Below are 23,756 nucleotides of genomic sequence, written 5' to 3' on the forward strand. Positions count from 1 at the left end.
AGGTGCGAGTGCTCCTCACCGGCGGCGCCGGGTTCATCGGGTCCCGGATCGCCGACCAGCTGGCCGACGACGGCGACGAGGTCGTCGTGCTGGACAACCTGCTGTCCACCGCGCACGGCTCCGCCACACCGCCCGAATACACCCGGCGGCACCGCTTCCTGCGGGGTGACGTCACCGACACCGAGATCGTCGCCGAGCTGCTCGACGGCGTCGACGCGGTCTGCCACCAGGCCGCGGTGGTCGGGCACGGAGTGGATCCCTCCGACGCGCCCTCGTACGCGCTGAACAACGACTACGGCACCGCCGTGCTGCTGGCCGCGATGCACGCGGCGAAGGTGCGCAAGCTCGTGCTGGCCTCGTCGATGGTGGTCTACGGCGAGGGCCGTTACGCGTGCGCGGAACACGGTGTCGTTCCGCCGTCGCCTCGCCGGCAGTCCGATGTGGACGCCGGACGATTCGAACCCGCCTGTCCGCAGTGCGGCGCCGAGTTGGGCTGGCAACTCGTGCCCGAAAACGCGCCGCTGCTGCCTCGAAGCACCTACGCGGCAACAAAACTGGCGCAAGAGCATCTCGCGGGTGCCTGGGCGCGGCAGACCGGCGGCACGGTCTGGGCGTTGCGCTACCACAACGTCTACGGCCCGCGGATGCCCCAGAACACGCCGTACGCCGGGGTGGCGTCGCTGTTCCGCTCGTCGCTGGAGCGCGGAGAAGCGCCGACCGTGTTGGAGGACGGGCGGCAACAGCGGGATTTCGTGCACGTGGACGACGTAGCCCGCGCGAACGTCCTCGCGCTCCGGAACGACGGTCCGGAGGCAGACCTCACGCCGCTGAACATCTGTTCCGGACAGCCGCACAGCGTCGGTGACCTGGCCCGGGAGCTAGCGCGTGCCTGCGGCGGGCCGGAGCCGCGGATCGTCGGCGGTGCGCGGCCTGCTGACGTCCGGCACGTGGTCGCCGACCCGGCCCGAGCACGGGAGCTGCTCGGATTCCAAGCGGAAACGTCCTTCGCGGACGGCATCGCCGCGTTCGCCACCGCGGAGCTGCGCGCACCCGTCACCCGATGAGGTGAAGATCACTTTCCGGAATGAATCGGCCGTACCGGATCTTGATGCTGGGCATGCGTTCCATCGTGGTGGGGGACATCGAAATCCACGCACTGACCGACGGACGGCTGCAGCTGCCGTCGTCGTTCTTCCCGGGACTCCAGGGCAAGCGCTCGGCACCGAGCACTGTTCCCGTGGTCGTCGGTGCCTTCCTGATCCGGACGGGCGGCCGCACGGTGCTGGTCGACGCCGGTTTCGGTCCGCGTCCGACCGGCGAGCCGCATCTGCCGCAGCACTCCAAAGAGCAACTGCACCCGGTGGTCAGCGCTGTCGAAGCCGAGCACACCGGCGGCTTGCCCGCGGCGCTCGCCGAAGCCGGGGTCGCCCGCGAAGACATCGACACCGTGGTGCTGACTCATCTGCACGCCGACCACATCGGCTGGGTCGCGCCGAACGGCGAGCCGTACTTCCCGAATGCCGAAGTGCGGTACGGCGCGCCCGACTGGGCGGCGTTCGTCGAACCGGCGGGACGACACGATCGCGGCCGCGTCGCGCTGGAAGCCCTTCGCGCTCAGGGCAAACTGCGTCCGCTGCTTGACGGCGAAACGGTCGCTCCCGGCGTCATCGTTCGGCATGCGCCCGGGCACACGCCGGGGCATTACGTGTTGGAGGCCGCGGACCAGGACCGTCGCGCCGTCCTGATCGGTGACGTCTTCCAGATTCCGGAGCAGATGGCCGATCCGACGATCGGCGCCGCGTCCGATGTCGATCCTCGGCAGGCGGAGCTGACCCGCCGTCGCTGGCTGGGTGAGGTGGTCGGCACCGGCACGATCGTCGCGGCAGCGCATTTCCCAGACGAGCCGTTCTTCCGGCTCGCCGCCGATCTCACCGTGGAACCGGTCACGGCCGTCGCCGCGTCCTGACTGTCCAAAGCAGACAGTTCAGGACGCCGCCAGCGGCAACCGCACCTCGAACCGGCATCCTGGGCCGTGGTTCTGCACGCCGATCCGTCCTCGGTGTGCCTCCACCAGGCCCTTCGCGATCGCCAGCCCCAGCCCGCCGCCGCTGGTGGTGCCGCTGCGATCGGGGGTGCGGGCTTGTGTGCCGCGGAAGGCGACGTCGAAGACCCGGCTGATCTCGTCGTCCGGAATTCCGCCGCAGCCGTCGTCCACGGCCAGCAGCGCCTGGTCGCCGTCGATGCCGAGCTGCACGGCGACCGTACCGTCCGGCGGAGTGTGCCGGATGGCGTTGGACACGAGGTTCCGCACGATCCGCGCCAGCTCCGGATCGCTGCCGGACACCACCGGCCACGCCGACGCGTTTTCCAGCACCCGCACGCGTTTGCGGTCCGCCACCGGTGCCTGCGCGGCGACCGCGTCGCTCACCACGTCGCGCAGCGGCACCGCCGACATGCTCAGTTCGAGTGCTCCCGCGGTGATCCGGGACAGCTCGAACAGGTCGCCGACCATGCCGGACAGCCGGGTGGTCTCGCCGCTGATGCGCTGGGCGTAGTCGGCCACCTCGGCGCGTTCGGAAACCACGCCGTCAGCCAGCGCCTCCGCCATCGCCTGGATCCCGGCCAGCGGGCTGCGAAGGTCGTGACTGATCCACGCGACCAGTTCGCGACGCGACTTCTCCGCCGCGCGTTCACGTTCCCGCGCCTCGCGTTCCCACACACTGCGCCGCGCGATGACCCGGCCCAGCACCATCGCCGCGGGCACCGCGACCAGTGCCACGAGCAGGCACACGAGCAGTTCGGTGGTCAGCGCCTCGGTGAACATGAAGCCGCTCACGCCGAGGATTCCGACCAGCATCGCGGCGATCGGAGTCAGCACGAGCGTGGTCATCGTGGTGGCCAGCGATCGGTGCCGCAGCAGGTAAAGCGCAAGCCCGCCCAAGGCCGCCACGGGCAAGGCGAACAGCAAGGCGAGCGGAAGAATGTGCAGGACGTGGACGAACATGTCCCACGCCGACTCGCCCGAGCCGATCATGGCTGGGTCCGGTCGTAGCGGTAGCCGACGCCCCACACCGTGGCGACGCGGATCGGTTTGGCCGGGTCACGTTCGATTTTCTCGCGCAGCCGTCGCACGTGGACGGTCACCGTCGATTGGTCGCCGAAGTCCCAGCCCCACACCTTCTCCAGCAGGTCAGCCCGGCTGAACGCGACACCGGGGTGGGAGAGGAAGAACGCGAGGAGGTCGAACTCGCGCGTGGTCAGCGGCAGCACCGCACCGTCCAGCGTTGCCTGGCGAGCGGTCATCTGGAGCCGGAGGTTTCCGTCCGCCAGCTCGGCCGTGGGCGGCTCGGGCCGTGGCATCCGGGCCCGGCGCAGCACGGACGCGACGCGAAGCGTGAGTTCCTTGGGGCTGAACGGTTTGGTGACGTAGTCGTCGGCCCCCAGCTGCAATCCGGCGATGCGGTTTTCCTCCTCGCCCAGCGCGGTGAGCATGACGATCGGCACCTGGCTCGTCTGCCGTAGCCGACGGCACACCTCCAGGCCGTTGAGACCGGGCATCATTACGTCGAGCACCACCAGGTCCGGCACGCGCTCGGCGAACTGGGCGAGCGCCGCCGTGCCGTCGCCGGCCAGGTCGACGGTGAAACCGGCGGTTTCGAGGTAGCGGCGGACGACGTCGCGCACCGTCTCGTCGTCGTCGACCACGAGCACGCGACCCGCTTGGTCTTCCATGCCTCACCTCACCAGTTCGTCAGCAGCAGGTGGTTGACCGCGAGCGCGACCACCGCCTGTCCGGCCAGCCACCAGCGGCGGTGGCCCGCCGGAAGCAGCGCCGTGGCCGGGATCAGCCACGCGCCGAACGGTAGCCAGATCCGTTCTACCTCAGCCTTCGACAGGCCGGACGAATCGGCGAACACGATCGTGAGCACAGCGGCGACCACGATCAGCAGCACCGGATCGCGCAGGAGCGTCCGGCGAGATGGCAGGAAGACCGCCGAAGCCACCCCGCGGCGGGCCGCCGCGACCACCGCTGGCCCGCACGCGACCGCCACCGCGGCCAGATCCGCCCACACCCAGTAGGAATAGGGCCGCACCACCGCGACGCCCTGGTAGTAGCGCTCGACTACGAGGTGGTAGCCGTCGAACCACCAGAATCCGGCGAGCGCGAACACAGCGACCACGGCCAACGCGCCGACGACAGCGCCTGCCGCAGCACGCCATTGCCTGCCGAGCACGGCAACGGCCAGCGCGACCAAGCCGAGCAGGACGAGGCCGTAGGAGAGGAAGATGCCGAATCCGACGAGAATCCCGGCGGCCAACGCGGTGGGCCAGGCGTAACCACGGCGTTCGCGGAAGCCCACCGACGCGAGTGCGAGCAGTGCGATGCCGGTGGCGGTGACGCCGGCGAAGAGACCGTCCGCGGACACGCCCAGCCAGATCGCGCCTGGGCTGAGCACGGCGAACGGCAGCGCCGCGCGGGCTGCGTCGGGACGGCCGAGCAGGGCGATCGTCGCTGGCACTGCGACCGCGATCAGCGCGGCCACCAGCACCACGGCGGTCGACGCCCACGCACCGCCGTGGAGGCCGAGCCGGTCGAGCCAGACGAAGACGAGCGTCGCGCCTGGCGGGTGGCCGGACACGTGGGTGGTCCACGAGTTCGGCTGGAAATCGAGGATGCGCGAGGAGAATTCGCGGAGGAATCGCGGGATGTCCGTGATGCCCGGGACTTCGTGCAGGTACTCCTGCGGAGTGGTGAGCCGGCCGGTGAAGCCGCGGGTCCAGCCGTCCACCATGGCGAGCGAGAAGATCCAGGCGAGGGACGCCAGGTAGCCAGCTGCCAGGGCGCGTCGCCATCGCAGCCGGGCGGCCAGGGCCGGGCCGTACAGCACGACACCGGCGGCGATCAGAACGGCGAACACCGAGCCGGGGCCGACGTGCGGCAGCCAATGCGCGAACAGCGGCGGCGCGAACGCGTAGATCACCACGCCCGAACCTGGCCGGTTGTAGTACACGCCAACCGCGGTCGCGGCGGCGATCACCACGAGGGTGACGCCGACCGTCACGAGATCAGCGCGGAACCGGGGACGGACGGGAACCGGGGGCGGCGGCTCGGCGAGCCGGGCAGCCTTCGTCGACTCGCTCATCGCCGGTCACGATAGCCCCGCGGACGGCCGTTCGGCGGATTCCCATCGGATCCGTGAGAACTCGGTAAGATCCTGCCGGACGTCAGGATTTGGTAAGCACAGCAAGGGTTATGCACTGTCCTTTCCAGACTTACCGTACGCCTCGTGAACGAATTCGGAGTGGACGTCGTCCTCCCCTGCCTCGACGAGGCGGCCGCGCTGCCCGGCGTGCTCGCCAACCTGCCGCCGGGGTATCGCGCGATCGTCGTGGACAACGGGTCGCGCGACGGTTCCCCTGGCGTCGCGGCCGCACACGGCGCGAAAGTCGTCGACGAGCCGCGACGTGGTTACGGTGCCGCCGTCCACACCGGGTTGGAGAACTCGACCGCTGACATCGTCTGTTTCGCGGATGCTGACGGGTCGCTCGATCTGGCTGAGTTGCCGCGACTCGTTGCCGCGGTGGTGGAGGGCGCTGATCTCGCGGTCGGACGGCGGGTGCCGGTGTCCCGGGCGGCGTGGCCTTGGCATGCCAGAGCGGGGAATGCCGTTCTCTCCCTGCTCTTGCGGTCCCGGGGACTGCCGGTGCGGGACATCGCGCCGCTGCGGGCCGTGCGCCGCCGGGAACTGCTGGCTCTCGCAGTCGCCGACCGGGCTTTCGGCTATCCGCTTGAACTGCTGGTGAAGGCTGAGCGAGCGGGCTGGGCGGTCCAGGAGTTCGACGTCACCTACCGGGAACGGGCGCGGGGCACGAAATCGAAGGTGTCCGGTTCGGTGCGCGGCACGCTGCGGGCGGTGCGTGACTTCGGGCGGGTGTTGGTCCGATGACGTTTTGCCTGCTTGTGGTCGCGAAAGCTCCGGTGCCCGGGTTCGCGAAGACCCGATTGTGTCCGCCCGCGACGGCAGAACAGGCCGCAGAGATCGCCGCGTCCGCGCTGCTGGACACGTTGGACGCCGCGTTCGCCACTGACGACGCGATCACCGTGGTGGCGATGACGGGCGACCTCGCGGCGGCAGCGCGGGGTACCGAGATCGGTCGTGCGTTGCGGAAGACGACGGTGATCGCACAGCGGGGCTGGGATTTCGGCACCCGGCTGGCCAACGCGCACTCCGACACCGCTGCGGTGCATGCCGGTATGCCCGTGCTGCAGATTGGCATGGACACGCCGCAGGTCTCGCCCGCGTTGTTCGCGTCGGCAATCGAGCCGGTCCGCGCCGGAGCCAGCCGCGCGGTGCTGGGCGACGCTGAAGACGGCGGCTGGTGGGGGCTGGGGCTTGCTGACCCGCGGCAGGCGCAAGTGCTCGCCGGAGTTCCGATGTCGCGTCCGGACACCGGGTTTCGCACCCGAGCGGCGCTGACGGGCGCTGGTCTGCACGTCGGCGAGCTGCCGATCTTGTCCGATGTGGACACCATGGAGGACGCGCTGCGGGTTGCCGCGATTCGGCCCGGCGGCAGGTTCGCCACCGCAGTTGACGCAGTGGGGGTGGTGGCGTGAAACTCGCGACTGGCCGGGAATTCGACCGCGGGCTTCTTGGCCATCACTGCTGGCTGGAGCTTGCGAACGGTGACCGCATCGAGCTTCCAGTCGGCCGTTGGGCGGACGGTTGCGAGGCGGGCGACGCCGTGCTGCTCGACGCGTGCGAGGGGCCGACGCTCGACGTCGGTTGCGGACCTGGCCGGCTCACTGCCGCGTTGACGCGCCGAGGTGTGGTGACCCTCGGCGTGGACAGTTCGCCGGTCGCCGTGCGGCTGACGCGACGGCGCGGGGCAAGTGCGTTGCAGCGCAACGTTTTCACGCGCTTGCCCGGCGAGGGACGATGGAATCACGTGTTGCTGGCCGACGGCAACATCGGGATCGGTGGCGATCCCGATGCGCTGCTGCGGCGAGTGCGCGAGTTGCTCACGCCCGACGGCGACGTGCTGGTGGAGTTGGAGGAACCCGGCCACGGCGTACGCCGGGATCACGTCCGGCTGCGGCCGGATCCCGCGGCCGGTAGGTGGTTCACGTGGGCGTGGGTCGGCGTCGACTCCATCGCGGAAATCGCGGCACGGACTGGGTTCCGGGTTGTCTGGACGACCAGTCGCGGGCACCGCTGGTTCGCGAAGCTGGCACGCGCATGAAACGCGGACGGCTGGCGGCCGCGTGGCGCAGGCTCGATACTCGGGTCACCGCGGTGCAAGCCAAGATCGGCGAACAGGCCCGCGCCATCGAACGCCGGGTCCCGAAGGCGGAGCAGTTCAAGGGCGGCGCGCACGGCGAGCGCGTGACGGCCCGGGTCGGCAGCCTGCTCGGGCTCGCGTTCCTGATCTGCTTCGTCACCGGCTTGTTGAGCCATTTGATCCAGCATCCGCCGGAGTGGTTCTTCTGGCCCAGCCGGCCGGTTTGGCTGTATCGGGTGACGCAGGGCGCGCACGTGCTGTCCGGGATCGCGGCGATTCCGTTGCTGCTGGCCAAACTGTGGAGTGTCTACCCGAAGCTGTTCGAACGGCCGCTGGTGCGTTCGGTGCCGCACGCGGTGGAGCGGTTGTCGATCCTTGTCCTCTCCGGGGCGGCGTTCTTCGAGTTGAGTTCGGGATTGCTGAACGTCGCGCAGAACTACCCGTGGAACTTCTACTTTCCGCAGGTGCACTACGCGGTGGCGTGGGTGGCGATCGGGTCGATCCTCGTGCACGTCGCGGTGAAGCTCCCGGTGATCCGGCGGGCGCTTACCCGGGAGCGTTCGCCGGTCGAGCCCCCTGGCCCGGGGTTGTCGCGGCGAGGATTCCTGACCACCACGGGGATCGCGACGGGAGTCGCCGTGGTGGCCACTGCGGGAGCGACGGTTCCCGCGCTGCGGAACTTCTCCGGGTTGTCGTGGCGATCGGACAAGGGTTCGCAGAAGTTGCCGGTCAACCGTACGGCCGTGGCGGCGCAGGTAACGCGAAGCGCGCAGGATCCCGGGTGGCGGCTGTCCGTGGTGACTCCGGCGGGAACGCGGCAGTTCACGCTGGCCGAGTTGCGGGCGTTGCCGCAGACCACTGTGGACTTGCCGATCGCGTGCGTCGAGGGATGGAGCCAGATGGCGACGTGGCGCGGCATCTCGTTCCCGGACCTGCTGCGCGCGAGCGGCAGTGCGCCGGGGGTCGACGTGCGGGTGTCGTCGTTGGAGAAGACCGGTCTGTACGGCGTCAGCGTCCTGCCTGGCGAGCACACGGCCGACCCGCTCACGGTGCTGGCGCTGGAACTCAACGGCGAGGTGCTGAATCTCGACCACGGCTATCCGTGCCGGGTGATCGCGCCCAGCCGGCCGGGCGTGCTGCAGACGAAGTGGGTCGCGAAGCTGGAGGTGCAGTGAAGACCGCGCGGATTGTGCTGGCGCTGCCCGGATTAGCGGCGCTGGCGTACGGGATCGTGTTGTTCCTCGACTACGCGGCACCGGCGTGGCCGGACAGCTTCACGACATTGCTGTGGATCGGCGGCGGTCCGATCGTCAACGACGCGGTGTTCGCTCCGATAGCGGGGCTGGTTGGCCTGCTGCTGGCGCGAAACCTGCCGAAGCCGTGGCGGGGGCCGGTGCAAGTTGGCGCGGCACTGACGGCGGTGCTGGGGTTCGTGGCGTTCCCGCTGCTGTGGCGTGCTTATGGCGTGCCGCCGAAACCTGGGCTGCACGACGGCAACACGTGGCTGGGGCTGGTGGCGACGCTCGCGGTGGTGTGGGGCGCGGTCCTGGTGGCGGCGATCGTCCGGATTGTCCGGGTCCGGTATCGCGGCGCACGGAAAATTCGGGCCCGCGACCATAGTTGACCTGGGTTTTCTTCCGGTACCGGAATTTTCCCGCAGATTCGGCGTTTGGGACGTCAGGCGCGTGGGCACCTCACCGCACGCGGAGAGGCTCTCCGTGCCGAGTCGGAGGCGGCACGGAGAGCCTCTTCGTGTTTTCGTGCGGGAGCCGGTTTTCGGGCGCTGGTCAGTAAAACGGCCACGCGCGACCGGCACGGATGCTCCGGTCGCGCGTGGCCTGCAAAGGTTCGGCCCCAAGCGCGGATCGGGGGTCGAGCCGTGGCTGGTCTCGGCCGCGCCACGGCGGCCGAGCGATCTAGTTGGCCGGTACCGCCTGCCCGCCGAGAGTGACCTGCACCGTGCGTCCGCCGGCGAGGGTGAAGGTCGTCTGGTCGTTCGGGGCGCGCGTGCGGATCGCGGCGACGAGGGTGTTGGCGCTGTCGATGACGCGGTCGTCGATCTTGGTCACCACGTCGCCGGACTTCAGGCCAGCCTTCTCGGCCGGGCTGCCCGGCGTGATGTCGCCGAGCTGGGCGCCGCCCTGGGGCGCGTCAGTCACCTTCGCGCCGATGAACGTCTGGGTCGCGTGCCCGGTCTTGATGATGTCCTGCGCGGTGCGGCGCGCCTGGTCGATCGGGATGGCGAAGCCGATGCCGACGTTGCCGCCCTCGCCGCCGCTGCCCTGGCCGCGGCCCGAGTTCGGGCTGTAGATGGCCGAGTTGATGCCGATGACCTGACCGCTCATGTTCGCCAGCGGACCGCCCGAGTTGCCGGGGTTGATCGCGGCGTCGGTCTGGATCGCGTCCATCACCGTGGTCTGGTCGGTCTCGTCGCCGCCCGCCTGCACAGGACGGTGCAGAGAGCTGACGATGCCCGAGGTGACCGTGCCGGTCAGCTCGTACGGCGAGCCGATGGCCACCACCTGCTGCCCGACCCGCAGGTCGTCGGACCGGCCGAGCTCGACCGGCGTGAGGTTGCCGACGCCGGACACCTTGACCACGGCGATGTCCGTGGTCGGGTCCCGGCCGACGACCTTCGCCGCGGCCTTCTTGCCGTCCTGGAACACGGCCTGGATCTGGCCGCCGTTCGCGGCGACCTGGACGACGTGGTTGTTGGTGAGGATGTAGCCGTCGCTGCTGAGCACGAAGCCGGAGCCCTCGCCCGCCGCGGTGCGGCCGGACACCTGCAGTTCGACCACGCTCGGCGACAGCTTCTGCGCCACCGATTCGACCGAGCCGGCGGGCACGTTGCCGGTCTGCTGCGCGGGTTTCGGCGCGTCGAGCGCGCTCACCGACGAACCGGATCCGCCGGTGAGGTACCCGACGGTCCCGCCCGCCACGCCGCCGATCACGAGCGAGATCGCGGCGACGCTCGCGAGGAGCTTGCCCGCCGAACCCTTCTTCTCGCGCTGCGCGGGAACGCCGTACACCGCGGTTCCCGGTGCGCCGTAAGGGTTGGCCGGGGATCCGGCGGGCGGAGTCTGCGTCCCGCCGGGGTATTGGCTGCCGTACGGCTGACCCGCCGCGGGCTGCTGCTGCGCGCCGGGGAACTGCCCGCTCTGGGGTGCGCCCGCTGCGCCTTGGGCCGACCACGGGTTCGGCATGCCGCCGGCCGGAGCGGCACCGGCCCCGTACGCCGCGCCACCAGCCGGGGCGGCACCGTACTGCCCCGCGGGCGCTCCGTACGCGCCGGAAGCGTCGCCGCTCGCCGTGCCGGGGCCGGACGTCCCCGCCGAGCCCTCAGCGGCCGAACCGTACGCGGCAGTCGTGCCAGGCGTACCGGTGGCTCCCGGGGCCTGCTGGCCCGCGTCGCCGCTCGCCGGATCGGCTGACGGGGAGTGGCTCGCTGGCTGAGCCGGGGGCTGCTGCCAAGTCGCCTGGCCTTCGGCGCCCGGCTGGGCACCCGGGTCCTGGCGACCCGCCGCGGAGTCGGGCGCGTGGGGGTCGTTCTCGGTCATATCCTCACCTAAGCGGCTGGGCCTGAGAGGTTCCTGAGTCGAACCTGTGTTTCGTAGATGAGTATGCCGCGAGTTCCGGTCAGCCTGCCGCGCGAAGCCGTTCCGCGATCTGTTCCGGCGTGGCGTCGTTGATCCAGACCGCCATGCCCGACTCGGATCCGGCCAGGTACTTCAGCTTGTCCTTGGCCCGCAGCACGGAGAACAGTTCCAAATGCAGCCACGACAGTTCCCGGTCCCGCCGCACCGGTGCCTGGTGCCAGCCCGCGATGTAGGGCAGCGGCCGGTCGTACAGCGCGTCGCAGCGGCGCAGCACGTCGAGGTACACGCGGGAAAAGTCGTCGCGCTCGGCGTCGGTGAGCGACGGGAGGTCCGGCACCTGCCGGTGCGGCACGATCTGGATGTGCACCGGCCAGCGCGCGGCGGGCGGCACGAATGCCGTCCAGTGCTCGCCCGCGGCGATCACGCGTTCGCCGGATTTCTGTTCCGCGGCCAGCACCTCGCCGAGCACCGGCCCGCCGTGTTCCCGCGCGACCGCCAGCATTCGCTCGGTCTTCGGCGTGACGAACGGATAGCCGTAGATCTGGCCGTGCGGATGCGAGAGCGTGACGCCGATTTCCTCGCCGCGGTTCTCGAACGGGAAGACCTGTTCCACGCCAGGAGTCTGCGCGAGCGCGGCGGTGCGGTCGGCCCAGGCGTCCACCACGAGGCGCACCTGTTCCGGAGTAAGCCGGGAGAACGCGCCGTCGTGGTCGCTGGTGAAGCACACGACCTCGCAGCGGCCGAGGCCCGGCGCGGTCGGCACCAGCCCCAATCCGTCCACAGTGGACGGATCGCCGGTCGCCTGTTGCGAGAACGACGGGAACCGGTTCTCGAACACGACCACGTCGTAGTCGGCTTCGGGGATCTCGCTCGGCTTGCCCGGCCGGGACGGGCAGAGCGGGCAAAGATCGGCAGGCGGCTTGTACGTGCGCGTCTGCCGGTGCGCCGCCATCGCGACCCACTCGCCGGTCAGCGGGTCGCGGCGGATCTCCGAGGCCGCCGCGACGGGAGGCAGGTCCCGGGTGTCGGCGGCGAGCCGCTCGTGGGCGTCGGTGTGGTCGAAATAGATGATCTCCCGGCCGTCGGCCAGGTGCGCCACAGTGCGTTTCACGCTTCTTCTGCCTCGAGGTTCTCCGCCGTTTCGGCGATCATGAGTTCTCCGACCCGCTCCGCGAGGTCTTCCCGCGCGCGGTCGTCCAATCCGTCGTCGGTCACCACGACCTGTGCTTCCTCCAGGTCCGCGATCGTGGAAATGCCGACCGTGCCCCACTTCGTGTGGTCGGCGAGCACCACCAGCCGCCGTCCGGCCTCCACCAGCGCGCGGTCGGTCTCGCTTTCGGTGAGGTTCGGGGTGGTGAACCCGGGCCCCACCGCCATCCCGTGCACGCCGAGGAACACCAGGTCGAGGTGCAGCGTCCGCAGGCTCTGCACGGCGACCGGGCCGACCAGCGCGTCCGACGGAGTGCGCACGCCGCCGGTGAGGACCACCGTGCGGTCCGGCTGAGCGGCGCTGCGCAGAACGTCGGCGACCTGGATCGAGTTGGTGACGATGGTGAGGCCCTCGATGCCGTCGAGCGCGTGCGCGAGCGTCCAGGTGGTGGTTCCCGCGGACAGGCCGATCGCCGTGCCCGGTTTGACCAGGGTGGCGGCCAGTTCGGCGATCGCTTCCTTTTGCGCGCGCTGGCGCACCGACTTCGCCTCGAACCCGGGTTCGTCGGTGCTCTTGCCGACCAGCGACGTCGCACCGCCGTAGACCTTCTCGACCAGGCCGCGGCCCGCGAGCACGTCGAGGTCGCGGCGGACCGTCATGTCGGAAACGCCGAGCCTCGCGACGAGGTCACTGACCCGGACCGCACCGGTCCGGCGTGCTTCCTCGAGGATCACCGCCTGTCGCTGCCGCGCGAGCACCGCCACTCCCCAAGCACACCATCAACTACACAAAATCCTACACGATTCAACATCAGGTGTGCGCGACATGCAGATCGAGCGTCCCCCTGCCGGGCGACCGCCAAGCGTGGCGGCTCATTCAGGCGACCGGCGCCCCTGGTAGCCGGATGGTGAGCAGCGCCCCGCCCTCCGGCGCCCGGTTGGCGTAAACCGTGCCGCCGTGGCGTTCGGCCGCGTGCTGCACGATCGCCAGCCCGAGGCCGGATCCGGGCAGGGTGCGAGCCTCCGACGAGCGGTAAAAACGGTCGAACACCTTGGGCAAGTCCTCCTCGGCGATGCCGGGACCGGAGTCCGCGACCTCGACCACCGCGGTGCCGTCGCCGAGCGGACGCAGCGTGACCCGCACCCGCGAACCCTGCGGCGAGAATTTCACCGCGTTGTCCAGCAGGTTCAGCACTGCCCGTTCGAGTGAGCTGTTGTCGCCGGTGAGCACCCACGGCTGCAGCGAGACCTCGAACTCGATCTCGCCCGCCCGACGGCGCGCCCGGTCGAGCGCGCGCTCGACCACGTCCATCAGGTCGACGCGTTCGGCCTGCTCGCGCGGTTCGTCCTGGCGCGCCAGCTCCACGAGGTCGCCGATGAGCTGGGTGAGCTCGTCGAGCTGGCCGCGGATGTCGGCCTCGATGTCGGCGCGGTCCTCGTCCGGCAGCGACGGCGCGCCCGGGCGGCTCGCCGACAGCAGCAGTTCCAGGTTGGTGCGCATGGAGGTGAGCGGGGTGCGCAACTCGTGCCCGGCGTCGGCGACGAGTTGCCGTTGCCGTCCCTGCGAGTCCGCGACCGTGCCGAGCATGATGTTGAAACTGTGCGTGAGCCGGGCGAGTTCGTCGTCGCCGCTCACCGGGATCGGACGCAGGTCGCCGGTCGCGGCCACCCGTTCCGCGGCCGACGTCAGCCGGTCGACCGGGCGCAAGCCAGCGCGCGCGACCGCCGTGCCCGCGCCCGCGGCCACCACGATTCCGGCGCCGCCGACCAGGAACAGCACCACGGACAGCTGGTTCAGCGCGCGCATCGTCGGAGCCATCGACTGCGCCAGCACGATCGCCTGCCCGTGCCCGAGCGGCACCGCGACCACCCGCATGCCGGTGGTCGCGTCGGTGCGCAGCGACTGGGACAGCACGCCGGTCGCGACGCGCATCTCGGCTGGCCCCACGGGCGGCCGGGTGCCCGGCTGCGGATAGATCAGGTCGCCGGTGAGGCCGTTGAGCTGACCGATCTGCAGGTCCGCGCTGGCCAGCAGCGCACCTGGCACCTCGCGCAGCTGGTCGGTCGGCACCTGCGGCGAGTTCGCCGCGGCCTGCGCGCGAGCGAGCAGGTTGTCGTCGAGTTGGCTCAGGAGGTTGTTGCGCACCACGAGGTACGCGCACAGGGAAACGAGCGCCACCGCACCCGCCACGCACGCGGCGGCCAGCAGCGTGACGCGGCCGCGCAGCGAGAACCGGCGGGTGCTCCACCGGGTGCCCCGCGGATCCGGGACCTCCTCCCCCGCCGGCGCGGTCTGCTCGCTCGCCGGGTGGTCGGTCACGGCGGGGTCTCGCGCAGGACGTACCCCACTCCGCGGACCGTGTGGATCAGCCTCGGTTCGCTGTCCGCCTCCGTCTTGCGGCGCAAATAGCCGACGTAGACCTCCAGCGCGTTGCCCGACGTCGGGAAGTCGTAACCCCATACTTCCTCCAGGATCCTTCCGCGGGTCAGCACGTGCTTGGGGTACGAGAGGAACAGCTCGAGCAGCGCGAACTCGGTGCGGGTGAGACTGATCTCGCGACCGCCGCGGCGGACCTCGCGAGTGCCCGGGTCCAGCGTGAGGTCGGCGAACGACAGCACCTCCGACGTCTCGCCCTGCTGCCCGTCCGGCGCGGCGCGGCGCAGCAGGGCGCGCAGCCGGGCGAGCAGTTCCTCCAAGGCGAACGGCTTGGGCAGGTAGTCGTCGGCGCCGGCGTCGAGGCCGGAGACCCGGTCGGAGACGGTGTCGCGCGCGGTCAGAACGAGAATCGGCAGGTCGTCGCCGGTGCTGCGCAGGCGGCGGGCCACTTCGAGCCCGTCGAGACGCGGCATCATGACGTCGAGGACCATCGCGTCCGGCCGGTTGGCGAGGATCGTCTCCAAGGCCTGCGCACCATCGCTCGCGAGCTCCACGGTGTAGCCGTTGAACTCCAAAGACCGCCTGAGCGATTCACGGACGGCACGGTCGTCGTCCACTACGAGGATGCGCATGCCGCCAGTCTTACGCAGAGTGCTGAGACCCGCCTAAGAACACACGCAGAACACACAAAGAGCATTTCCTCGGAGTGCGGCGCGTAACAGGTGGGGCGGGAGCCGCGACCATCAGCTGACCTTGAGAACGAGGAGCGCTGATGGCCCATCGGAAACGCCTCGGCCCCGGCTGGCTGGCCGGGATCTGTGTACTCGGCGTCATCGGGATGATCGGCAACGCGTGCGGCAGCAAGGACGCCGGACCTTCCGCACCCGCCTCCGTGACGGTCCCGCTCACCACGGCTTCGGCACCTGCTTACAGCCCAACTCCGTCGTCCGACCTGCCGGCTACCCCGGACACGCCGACGTACTCGCCCTCCTCTGGCGATGCCGTCGACACCGGAACCGGGTCAGGCGTCACCGGCGCGCCCCTGCCCGACGACTCAGGCGGCAGCGTGCACGTGCCGCACATCCCGCACCCACACGTACGCACCTGCGTCGGCGGGAAGCACATCCATATCTGCAGCTGACCTCACAGCGAACGCTCCTCCGGCGGCCGCGCGACCGGAGCGTTCCAGTGTCGCCAGAGTGTGAGCACCCGAATCGCGACCACGACCACCGCGGAGAAGGTCGTGACCGCGCCGGCCGGGAGGTCGAGCGCGTGCCCCGCCCAGACGCAGACCGCGCCGGTCAGCGCCGCCATCGCGTAGATCTCCTTGCGCAGCACGAGGGGAATCTCCCGCAGCAGCAGGTCGCGGACCGCGCCGCCGCCGATGCCGCTGGTCATGCCGATCAGGCAGGCGGCGTACCCGGTGGCGCCCGCGTTGAGCGCCAGCGTCGTCCCGGCCGTGGCGAACACGCCGAGCCCGACCGCGTCCGCCAGCAGCACCGCGTGCCGCAGCCGGGCGACCTGCGGATGGAAGGCGAACACGATCAGCGCCGTCGCCGCGCAGACGGCCAGGTACGGCCAGTTGCGCAGGGACGTCGGCGGATGGATGCCGAGGAGCACGTCGCGGATGATGCCGCCGCCGAGCGCCGTGGTCAGCCCGACCACGACGACCCCGAACACGTCCAGCCGCGCCCGGACCGCGGCCAGCGCCCCGGACGCCGCGAACGCCACCAGCCCGAGGAACTCGAGCGCGGTCAGCAGCATGTGCTGGTTCTACTGGTCGAGGAGCCCGCCGCGGTAGGCCAGGAGTGCGGCCTGCACCCGGTTGGCCGCGCCGATCTTCGACAGGACAGCCGAGACGTATCCCTTCACCGTCGCCTCGGACAGATGCAGCCGCCCGCCGATCTCGGCGTTCGACAACCCCTGCCCGATCAGCGCGACGACCTCTCGTTCGCGCTCGGACAGCGAGGCCAGCAGCTTGCGCGCCGGCTGAGCGGCCCGCTGCTCGTCGCGGTGGCTCTGCACCATGCGTACGGCCACGCCTGGGTCGAGGACAGCCCCGCCCTTGGCCAGGTCGCGCACCGCGCGCAGCAGCGCCGCCGGGTCGATGTCCTTCAGCAGGAACCCGTTGGCGCCGAGCCGCAGCGCGAGGCTGACGTACTCGTCGATGTCGAAGGTGGTGAGCATGGCGACGGTCGGCGGATCGGGCAGCGCGAGAATGGCCCGAAGCGCGCGAATGCCGTCGTCAGGGGCGCGCATCTTGATGTCTAGCAGCGCGACGTCAGGGTGATAGCGACGGGCGACCTCGACCGCCGATCTGCCGTCGCTTGCCTCGCCCACGATCTCGATGTCCGACGCCCCGGACATCATGGCGCGCAGCCCCGACCGAACTAGTTCCTCGTCGTCGGCGAACATGAGCTTGATCAACGAAGCCCTCCGGCAAACCGTGGGTTGGAGGCGGCTCCCCGCACCCGTTACGGAAGATTACCTACTGTTGTTCACGGTTTCGAAACCAGACACGACCAGGTGACTCGACTGGTCCACCGGAGCGGCCGAGACCAGGAGTCAGCCCCGTTGCGGCTCACCCATCTGAGTGAGTTCATGAGGTGGGTCTCACCGGGTTGCGTAACCGATCCAGAAGGAACGGATATTCATCGGCCGCACACCTGCGGCCGGTACGCCGCGTCTGCGGCCGCCACCGTTGATGGCCCCCGAGGCCGTACTGCAGCCGGAAGGGCTCGTTGGCTCAGTGCCGACAAATCGCCGTGCCGGTTGCGGAGAGTGTCGCTGAGATGAAGAAAATGCGCCCAGAGTGACAGCACGCTGGGGTGCGCACCGGGCGCCTGAGGGCCGGGGTTCATTCCTCCCCGTCATGAGCCGGGCACTCCGCCTCGCCGACAGGGTCGCCTACGACTCCTTCGCGTGAAACCGACCTTCGCCCGCGGAAATCCCCGGCGATCCAGCGTCACCCCGATGGATCACGCCAAGGCTCAGCCTTGAGTGCTAGCGTGAAATCGCGTGAATGCTTTCATTCGGGGAGGAATGATGCAGAAAATCTCGCAAGCAATAATAACTGCCGGAATATCATCATTACTATTGAGCGGATTTTCAACGCCAGCACACGCAGGCACTCAAGATGTATCCGGTCGGTATACTCAGGCAATAATCTCCAATCCTGCCGGAGGACCGCTAGCCGAGTACGAACAGGAGACCAGATCCTACCGGACTCCTGACAGAATGAGACACGCAGAACCGGCCGATCAGAACGAACACCAGCAGACACCCGTCGATCCAGCGCCAGCGATCGAACCGTCAATCGACGTCGCGGCACCTCTGTCACCCAACGAACATAGTTCCGAAATTCGGAACATCTATATCACGCGCACAGCAGGAAAAGTTTTCTTCCACAACCCCGGAGACGGAAAGGACTACGTCTGCTCCGGGAGCATCGTCAACAGTCCGGCCAAGAACATGGTGGTCACCGCCGGACACTGTGCGTACGAAGACAAGAAGTGGATGGAAAAGTTCACCTTTGTGCCGGGTTACCACAACGGAGACAGCCCGTACGGCCGGTTTGTCTCCTACAATCTCGGCACCCTCAAAGGATGGTCCGACGGAAACTCCTGGGGATACGACACCGCCATCGCCGTCGTAGGGAAAAATTCCGAAGGACGCACCCTCGTCGACGCAGTCGGGAATTTCGCGAACGGGCTGCAGGTCGGCGGCCCCTACGAACGCGATGTGACGATCATCGGCTACCCGGCCGACAAGGACGGCGGGCGAGAGCAGTACAACTGCCAGGGGAAAACCGCCAAGGCAAGCGTTTTCTTCCCTAACCAAGTGACGATCGGGTGCGCCCTCGGCGGAGGTTCGTCCGGCGGCCCGTGGCTTGTCGACTACCAGGACAAGCCGGACGGCACCGGCGTTGGCCTGGTACACGGCGACACCAGCAACGGAGATATTTTCCACAACCTCCGTTCGCCCTATTTCACCGACGCCGGCCAAGGAAACCTTTACCGAAAGTTGGCCAACGGGTAGCGTCCAGGCGCGGAGGCGGACGGCTTCTCGGCAGTGTCCGTCTTCGCGGTTGCCCGGCCAGAGGGAGCTCGCATGCGCCGTCCGCGCCAGATTCTTATGTGCTCGACAGCTTTGGCACTGTTGGCGGGCTGTTCCAGCACACAGCCGCAACCCAGCAAAACGGTGACTCAGCCCATTCCAGCGACTGGCACGGTTCCCGAAAGCCCGTCGTTCACCGATCCGCAGCCCGCCGGGCCGGCGATGGCGTTTCCGCCGGCATTGCTCATTCTCGGAGCGGTTGCGCTTGCACTCGGCGCAGTCGGGCTTTTCCTTGTACTCACCAAAAACGGGACCCCTCGCATGGTCGGCGCCATACTGCTCGGCGGCTGCGGCGGGATCATTCTCGCCGCGGCCGTCGCGCTGATCGTCCCGAGCTGATCGTCAGCGCACCGCGGGCGGAGCGCGCAGCAACCATGCCGCCAGGTTATCGACGGATAGCGAACCAGTCTTGGACGCCGGTTACGCGACGTGGCAACACTTGAGGCATGGTCACCCCACCTCTTCGCCTCCCCGGTTCCGATAGTCGTCGAGCAGCAGCTTCGTAGTCAGCTCGATGTGGTCCCGCAGGGCCTCGACCGTACCCGGGACGTCTCGTTCGATCGCGCGTTCGCAGATCAGCCGGTGTTCCGCGACGACGTCCCGGTGGCTGTCCTCACTTGAGGTGCGGGCCCAGCATCGGTAGACCTCGGCGGATTCGCGCAATTGCGTCGCCACCGCGCGCAGGTGCTGGTTGGGGCAGCCTTCCAGCAGGACCTGATGAAACCGGGCGTGCGCGGTCAGCCATCGCTCGTTGATCGCGTCTGACTCGTCGGCGAACGTGGTGCGGGCGAGATTGTGGTGCGCCGCGAGCAGGTCCGATTCCCATTCGATGCTGCCGTGCGCGAGGGATTCGCGGACCACGTACGTCTCGACGACCACGCGTGCTTCGGTCAGGTCTTGCAGAGTGTCCGGGGAGACGTCGATGACCCGGAATCCTTGCTGCGGCGCGAAAGTCGCAAGCCCCTGGCCCACGAGACGCGGGAGTGCTTCACGCAGGACGCCGCTGCTCGCGTCGTAGTCCCCTTTGAGCGCTTCCACGCGCAGCCGCGATCCCGGCGCATGCCGGCCGTTGAGGATGTCGGCGCGAAGACGCAGGTAGACGTCCTCGACGCGGGTCGTGCTGCGAGCGCCAGTCATGTCGAAGATCGTACCCGGTTCCGCATTCACCCGAGAATCTCGAGATTTAGTTGACTTATCGAGATTCCCAGGTGTTCACTGGCCGGGACGCAGACGGAAGGACGCGGAGCATGAAAACGACGACACGGGCGGGCCGGATGTGCCTGGTGCTCGACGACAAGGTGATCGACGTCGAGGGCGCGAGCAGCGGGCGGTTTCCGGCCGATCCGCTCGCGGTTTTCGAGCGCTGGACCGAGTTCGCGGAGTGGGGGCGAGCGGCGACGGACGGGCCGGCCGCGTCCGAGGGGCGCGCGGGGAGTCCCTCGCCGAAGCCGCGGCAGATCTTCGCGATCGGGTTGAACTACCGCGAGCACGCGCGGGAAGCGGGGCTCGCGCTGCCGGAGTCACCCGCGACTTTTACGAAGTTCGCCACCTCCCTCACCGGGCCGGACACCCAGCTGCGGCTGCCCAGCGAGTTCGTCGACTGGGAAGCGGAGCTCGTGGTGGTGATCGGCCGCCGGGCCGAGAAAACCGCGGCCGAGGACGCCTGGCTGCACGTGGCCGGATTGACCGTGGGGCAAGACTTTTCCGAACGGGTCGTGCAGGCGGCGGGGCCGGTCCCGCAGTTTTCGCTCGGCAAGTCGTTCCCGGGATTCGCGCCGACGGGGCCGGTGCTGCTGACCGCGGACGAGTTCGCCGACCCCGACGACCTCGCGATCGAATGCCTGGTCAACGGCGAGACCGTGCAGAAGGCGCGCACGTCGTCGATGGTCTTCTCGGTCGCCGAGCTGATTGCCCGGCTGTCGGCGGTATGCCCGCTGTTGCCCGGAGACCTGATCTTCACCGGCACGCCCTCGGGCGTCGGGCATTCCCGGTCCCCGCAGCGCTACCTGCGGGCGGGCGACGAAGTGGTCACGCGGATCGAGGGCATCGGACAGCTCCGGCAGATCTGCGTCGCCGGGTGAAAGGGGTAATTCCATGGCACTGCACAGATTGAAGTCGCTGACCGTCGGTGTCCCCGACGTCGCGGGCACCGCCGGTTATTACGACGACTTCGGGCTTACGCAGCTCGCACCGGGTCGGTTCGCCACGGTCGAGGGCGGGGAGCAGTTCGTCCTCAAGCACTCGCGCGTCCGCCGTCTGCTCGGGATGACCGTCGCGGTCGACGATGCTGACGACCTCGGCCGGATCGCCGCGAACCTCGACCGGCTGGGCATCCCGGTACAGCGCGACGCGGAAACGCTGCGCGCACGGGAACCCATCGCGGACATCGCCGTCGAAGCGGTCATCGCGCCTCGGCTGGTGCGCGTATCCGTACCGGCGACCCTGTACAACGGGCCTGGCCGGCTGGACCGCGCCGACACCCGGGCACCGGTTCTGTCCCGGACCGAGGCGGTGCGGCCGCTCGCGCTGGGGCACGTCGTGATCGGCACTGTCGAGCAGGAATCGACCCAGCGGTTCTTCACCGACGGAATCGGGTTCAAGGTCAGCGACGTGGTCCCCGGCCGCGCGGCATTCCTGCGGTGCTCCACCGACCACCACAACCTGTTGGTACAGCAGGCTCCTCTCAATTTCCTGCACCACACCTCTTGGCAGGTGTCCGATGTGGACGATGTCGGGCGGGGTGCGATGAGCATGCTCGCCGACCATCCGGAACGCCACGTCTGGGGACTGGGCCGCCACCACATCGGGTCGAATTTCTTCTGGTACCTCAAGGATCCCGCCGGGAACTTCGCCGAGTACTACTCCGACATGGACGCCATCGTCGACGACCAGCTCTGGACGCCGCGGTCGTTCGAGGGCCTCCAGTCGCTCTACGAATGGGGTCCGCCGCCTCCGCCGTCGTTCATCAATCCGGAAGACCTCGCGGCGCACATGACCGGCGCGCACTCAGAAGGCAGTTGAGCACATCGCCGAAGAAAGGCAAAAACCTTGCGTTACATCGCTATGGAGGAAGCGTTCGCGCTCCCCGAACTGCAGGCCGGTTACCCCGTGCCCAAAACGGAAACCGCCACGAGGTGGGTCGAGGACTGGGGAAAACGGTTGTGCGACTACACGACCTACCGGCTGCCGGAAATGGACGAGCACGGCATCGACGTCCAGGTGCTTTCCCTGACCGCACCCGGTATCCAGGGCCTGACCGACGCCGCACAGGCAGTCAACGACGCCCGGATCGCCAATGACCACCTAGCCGAGGTGGTCGCCGACCATCCGGATCGGTTCCGCGGGCTGGCGGCCCTGCCGCTCCAGGATCCCGAGGCGGCGGTGGCGGAACTCCGCCGAGCCGTCGGCACGCTCGGGCTCAGCGGCGTACTCGTCAACGACCACACCAACGGCGTCTACCTCGACGACCCGCGCTACGAACCAGTGTGGGCGGCGCTCGAAGAGTTGCGGGTGCCCCTCTACCTCCACCCAGGCGCTCCCCCGGCCGAGCCGTGGCAGGTGCTCGAGGGACGGCCGGAACTGCGGGGTCCATTGTGGAGCTGGGCGGCGGAGACCAGCGGGCACGCGCTCCGGCTGATTTTCGGCGGCGTCTTCGATCGGCATCCCGGGGCCACGGTCATTCTCGGCCACCTCGGCGAGTTCCTGCCGTTTCAGCTCGCGCGGCTTGACTCGCGCTACGACCGGCAGGAACACCGGACACTCGCGCGGAAACCGTCGGAATACTTCGGCGACAACATCCTGATCACCACCAGCGGCGTGTGTTCCCCGGCCGCGCTCGCCGGCGCGATTCTGGCCGTCGGCGCGGACGCGATCCTGTTCGCCGTCGACTACCCCTTCGAGGACACCGCCGAGGCCGTCCAGTTCCTCGAACAGGCACCGATCAGCAACCGGGATCGCGAGAAGATCAGCCACGGCAACGCCGAGCGAGTGCTGCGCCTGCCGACAGCGACGGCACGCACGTGAGGACGATGCCGTGGCGAGCCATCGCGATCGGGCTGGCCGTCATGACGCTGGAAGGGTACGACCTCGTCGCTTTCGGCGCGACGACGCCGCTGTTGCTCCGGCACCAGCCGTGGCATCTTTCCCTCCCCGAATTGGGCACGTTGGGCAGCCTCACCCCGGTGGGCATGCTTTTCGGCGCTCTGCTGGTCGGTCCGCTCACCGACCGGTACGGACGCCGCCGGACGACCTTGCTCAGCATCGCGGTCGTGTCGCTGGGCATGTTCGCCTGCGCGTTCGTGTCCAATCTGGAACTGTTCGGCGCCAGCAGGCTTGTCGTCGGGCTCGGGGTCGGCGCGGTCTACCCCGCGATGGGGCCGCTGATCTTCGAACTGGCGCCGCCGAAGCGGAAGAACCTCAGCTCGGCGATCGTCCAATGTGGAGTCACGGTGGGCGGATCGCTGGCCTCCGTCGTGGCCGCGTCTTTCCTGCAGGGGGACAACTTCCGGCCGGAGTACGTGGTCGGCGGCGCGGTCGGACTGCTGTTGCTGCCAATGACTTACCGCTGGCTTCCCGAATCTCCGGTATATCGGCGAGAGCCGGCCGGGGCACGCGGCTTGCGCGTTGTGCTGCGGCAGCCGTACGCGGGAACGACAGCGCTGTTCTGTGTGATGGTGATCTGTTCGTTCTTGCTCATCTTCGGGATCAACACCTGGCTGCCGCAATTGATGCAAGCCGCACGGTATCCGCTGGATTCCTCACTGATGTTCCTTACCCTGCTCAATGTCGGCGCGACTGTGGGAGGTCTCGCGATCGCGGTGCTGGCCGACCGGGCGGGGTCGAGAATTCCCATTATCGCTTGTTTCGTCGTCGCCGCGGGTGCGATGGCCGCCTTGAGCATCCGGTCGCCGTTGATCGTGCTCTCCGTGATCGTGTTGATCGGCGGCGCGGGCGCGTTCGGCGTGCAGGGATTGATCAACGTCTACATCGCCCGCACTTATCCGGCGCACGCCAGGGCCAGCGCGATCGGTGTCGCATTGGGAATCGGCCGGATCGGCGCGATCGCCGGGCCGGTGCTCGGCGGCTGGGTTCTTGCCGCCGGCCTCGCTCCACAGTGGAACTTCCTTCTTTTCGCGGTGCCGGCGATCCTCGGGGCGCTCCTCACCGTTGCCCTCGGAGGTTTCCGCCGCACCGCGGAAGCCCGCACATCTCAGCTAGTCGAAGAACCGGCTTGAGCG

At 69.0% G+C, this 23,756-nt stretch carries 25 protein-coding genes; 14 read left to right on the top strand and 11 right to left on the bottom strand.

Features of this window, described 5'->3' with window-relative positions:
• Positions 1 to 2 precede the first annotated feature (2 nt).
• Both ABD156_RS29350 and ABD156_RS29355 read left to right on the top strand, forming a co-directional pair.
• Positions 3 to 1,064, top strand: coding sequence for an NAD-dependent epimerase/dehydratase family protein (locus tag ABD156_RS29350; protein ID WP_344280815.1), 1,062 nt, complete (start codon positions 3 to 5; stop codon positions 1,062 to 1,064).
• A 20-nt stretch (positions 1,065 to 1,084) separates the two neighbouring features.
• Positions 1,085 to 1,966, top strand: coding sequence for an MBL fold metallo-hydrolase (locus ABD156_RS29355; RefSeq protein WP_344280818.1), 882 nt, complete (start codon positions 1,085 to 1,087; stop codon positions 1,964 to 1,966).
• An 18-nt stretch (positions 1,967 to 1,984) separates the two neighbouring features.
• On the opposite strand, the gene ABD156_RS29360 is transcribed toward ABD156_RS29355, so the two are convergent.
• The 3 genes from ABD156_RS29360 to ABD156_RS29370 are packed head-to-tail and all read right to left on the bottom strand — an operon-like array spanning position 1,985 to position 5,144.
• The gene (locus ABD156_RS29360) at positions 1,985 to 3,034 is read right to left on the bottom strand and encodes a sensor histidine kinase (RefSeq protein ID WP_344280821.1); all 1,050 of its coding nucleotides are present in this window, start codon (positions 3,032 to 3,034) and stop codon (positions 1,985 to 1,987) included.
• Complete coding sequence (locus tag ABD156_RS29365; protein ID WP_344280824.1) at positions 3,031 to 3,732, bottom strand: response regulator transcription factor; 702 nt, start codon at positions 3,730 to 3,732, stop codon at positions 3,031 to 3,033. The genes ABD156_RS29360 and ABD156_RS29365 overlap by 4 nt, the downstream gene beginning before the upstream one ends.
• Positions 3,733 to 3,740: 8 nt before the next feature.
• The gene (locus tag ABD156_RS29370; RefSeq protein ID WP_344280827.1) at positions 3,741 to 5,144 is read right to left on the bottom strand and encodes a hypothetical protein; all 1,404 of its coding nucleotides are present in this window, start codon (positions 5,142 to 5,144) and stop codon (positions 3,741 to 3,743) included.
• A gap of 159 nt (positions 5,145 to 5,303) precedes the next feature.
• On the opposite strand from ABD156_RS29370, the gene ABD156_RS29375 reads away from it, so the two are divergent.
• Genes ABD156_RS29375 through ABD156_RS29395 form a run of 5 tightly spaced genes read left to right on the top strand, consistent with a single transcriptional unit; the run spans position 5,304 to position 8,905 of the window.
• The gene (locus ABD156_RS29375; protein ID WP_344281245.1) at positions 5,304 to 5,948 is read left to right on the top strand and encodes a glycosyltransferase family 2 protein; all 645 of its coding nucleotides are present in this window, start codon (positions 5,304 to 5,306) and stop codon (positions 5,946 to 5,948) included.
• Positions 5,945 to 6,616: a TIGR04282 family arsenosugar biosynthesis glycosyltransferase gene (locus tag ABD156_RS29380; protein ID WP_344280830.1), complete on the top strand. Its 672-nt coding sequence runs from the start codon at positions 5,945 to 5,947 to the stop codon at positions 6,614 to 6,616. Before ABD156_RS29375 ends, ABD156_RS29380 begins: the two co-directional genes overlap by 4 nt.
• Positions 6,613 to 7,242, top strand: a complete 630-nt coding sequence (locus tag ABD156_RS29385; protein WP_344280833.1) for a methyltransferase domain-containing protein — start codon at positions 6,613 to 6,615, stop codon at positions 7,240 to 7,242. The genes ABD156_RS29380 and ABD156_RS29385 overlap by 4 nt, the downstream gene beginning before the upstream one ends.
• Positions 7,239 to 8,456 carry a molybdopterin-dependent oxidoreductase gene (locus tag ABD156_RS29390; RefSeq protein ID WP_377928054.1) on the top strand — a complete coding sequence of 406 codons (1,218 nt, stop codon included), beginning with the start codon at positions 7,239 to 7,241 and terminating at the stop codon, positions 8,454 to 8,456. The genes ABD156_RS29385 and ABD156_RS29390 overlap by 4 nt, the downstream gene beginning before the upstream one ends.
• Positions 8,453 to 8,905, top strand: coding sequence for a hypothetical protein (locus tag ABD156_RS29395; RefSeq protein WP_344280836.1), 453 nt, complete (start codon positions 8,453 to 8,455; stop codon positions 8,903 to 8,905). The genes ABD156_RS29390 and ABD156_RS29395 overlap by 4 nt, the downstream gene beginning before the upstream one ends.
• A gap of 292 nt (positions 8,906 to 9,197) precedes the next feature.
• On the opposite strand, the gene ABD156_RS29400 is transcribed toward ABD156_RS29395, so the two are convergent.
• From ABD156_RS29400 to ABD156_RS29420, 5 genes are all read right to left on the bottom strand, one after another.
• Positions 9,198 to 10,838, bottom strand: coding sequence for a trypsin-like peptidase domain-containing protein (locus tag ABD156_RS29400; protein ID WP_344280839.1), 1,641 nt, complete (start codon positions 10,836 to 10,838; stop codon positions 9,198 to 9,200).
• 79 nt (positions 10,839 to 10,917) lie between these two features.
• Positions 10,918 to 11,988 (bottom strand): galactose-1-phosphate uridylyltransferase, encoded by a 1,071-nt coding sequence (gene galT, locus ABD156_RS29405; protein ID WP_344280842.1) that lies wholly within the window; start codon positions 11,986 to 11,988, stop codon positions 10,918 to 10,920.
• On the bottom strand, positions 11,985 to 12,785 hold the full coding sequence (locus ABD156_RS29410) for a DeoR/GlpR family DNA-binding transcription regulator (protein WP_344281251.1): 801 nt from the start codon (positions 12,783 to 12,785) through the stop codon (positions 11,985 to 11,987). Before ABD156_RS29410 ends, galT begins: the two co-directional genes overlap by 4 nt.
• A gap of 118 nt (positions 12,786 to 12,903) precedes the next feature.
• Positions 12,904 to 14,346 (bottom strand): sensor histidine kinase, encoded by a 1,443-nt coding sequence (locus ABD156_RS29415; RefSeq protein ID WP_344280845.1) that lies wholly within the window; start codon positions 14,344 to 14,346, stop codon positions 12,904 to 12,906.
• The gene (locus tag ABD156_RS29420; protein WP_344280848.1) at positions 14,343 to 15,035 is read right to left on the bottom strand and encodes a response regulator transcription factor; all 693 of its coding nucleotides are present in this window, start codon (positions 15,033 to 15,035) and stop codon (positions 14,343 to 14,345) included. Before ABD156_RS29420 ends, ABD156_RS29415 begins: the two co-directional genes overlap by 4 nt.
• Before the next feature lie 140 nt (positions 15,036 to 15,175).
• On the opposite strand from ABD156_RS29420, the gene ABD156_RS29425 reads away from it, so the two are divergent.
• Positions 15,176 to 15,544 carry a hypothetical protein gene (locus ABD156_RS29425; RefSeq protein WP_344280851.1) on the top strand — a complete coding sequence of 123 codons (369 nt, stop codon included), beginning with the start codon at positions 15,176 to 15,178 and terminating at the stop codon, positions 15,542 to 15,544.
• A 2-nt stretch (positions 15,545 to 15,546) separates the two neighbouring features.
• Here the strand turns inward: ABD156_RS29425 and ABD156_RS29430 are convergent, their stop codons facing one another.
• Both ABD156_RS29430 and ABD156_RS29435 read right to left on the bottom strand, forming a co-directional pair.
• Positions 15,547 to 16,167 (bottom strand): trimeric intracellular cation channel family protein, encoded by a 621-nt coding sequence (locus ABD156_RS29430; protein WP_344280854.1) that lies wholly within the window; start codon positions 16,165 to 16,167, stop codon positions 15,547 to 15,549.
• Positions 16,168 to 16,176: 9 nt separating this feature from the next.
• Entirely contained in the window at positions 16,177 to 16,830 is a 654-nt protein-coding gene (locus tag ABD156_RS29435; protein ID WP_009083595.1) for a response regulator, read from the bottom strand.
• Positions 16,831 to 17,640: 810 nt separating this feature from the next.
• On the opposite strand from ABD156_RS29435, the gene ABD156_RS29440 reads away from it, so the two are divergent.
• Together ABD156_RS29440 and ABD156_RS29445 are read left to right on the top strand one after the other, a co-directional pair.
• Positions 17,641 to 18,441 (top strand): trypsin-like serine peptidase, encoded by an 801-nt coding sequence (locus ABD156_RS29440; protein ID WP_344280859.1) that lies wholly within the window; start codon positions 17,641 to 17,643, stop codon positions 18,439 to 18,441.
• A gap of 72 nt (positions 18,442 to 18,513) precedes the next feature.
• Positions 18,514 to 18,858: a hypothetical protein gene (locus tag ABD156_RS29445; RefSeq protein WP_344280861.1), complete on the top strand. Its 345-nt coding sequence runs from the start codon at positions 18,514 to 18,516 to the stop codon at positions 18,856 to 18,858.
• A 111-nt stretch (positions 18,859 to 18,969) separates the two neighbouring features.
• Here ABD156_RS29445 and ABD156_RS29450 read toward each other — a convergent pair whose 3' ends face one another.
• Positions 18,970 to 19,656 (bottom strand): GntR family transcriptional regulator, encoded by a 687-nt coding sequence (locus ABD156_RS29450; protein WP_344280864.1) that lies wholly within the window; start codon positions 19,654 to 19,656, stop codon positions 18,970 to 18,972.
• Between the two features lie 110 nt (positions 19,657 to 19,766).
• Here ABD156_RS29450 and ABD156_RS29455 point away from each other — a divergent pair, with 110 nt between their 5' ends.
• Genes ABD156_RS29455 through ABD156_RS29470 form a run of 4 tightly spaced genes read left to right on the top strand, consistent with a single transcriptional unit; the run spans position 19,767 to position 23,753 of the window.
• Positions 19,767 to 20,600 (top strand): fumarylacetoacetate hydrolase family protein, encoded by an 834-nt coding sequence (locus ABD156_RS29455; protein WP_344280867.1) that lies wholly within the window; start codon positions 19,767 to 19,769, stop codon positions 20,598 to 20,600.
• A gap of 13 nt (positions 20,601 to 20,613) precedes the next feature.
• Positions 20,614 to 21,540: a VOC family protein gene (locus ABD156_RS29460; protein WP_344280870.1), complete on the top strand. Its 927-nt coding sequence runs from the start codon at positions 20,614 to 20,616 to the stop codon at positions 21,538 to 21,540.
• A 27-nt stretch (positions 21,541 to 21,567) separates the two neighbouring features.
• Positions 21,568 to 22,542, top strand: a complete 975-nt coding sequence (locus tag ABD156_RS29465; RefSeq protein ID WP_344280872.1) for an amidohydrolase family protein — start codon at positions 21,568 to 21,570, stop codon at positions 22,540 to 22,542.
• A 5-nt stretch (positions 22,543 to 22,547) separates the two neighbouring features.
• Positions 22,548 to 23,753, top strand: a complete 1,206-nt coding sequence (locus ABD156_RS29470; RefSeq protein ID WP_344280875.1) for an MFS transporter — start codon at positions 22,548 to 22,550, stop codon at positions 23,751 to 23,753.
• Positions 23,754 to 23,756: the final 3 nt, after the last annotated feature.

This window comes from Amycolatopsis albidoflavus (assembly GCF_039525725.1).
Taxonomy (GTDB): domain Bacteria; phylum Actinomycetota; class Actinomycetes; order Mycobacteriales; family Pseudonocardiaceae; genus Amycolatopsis; species Amycolatopsis albidoflava.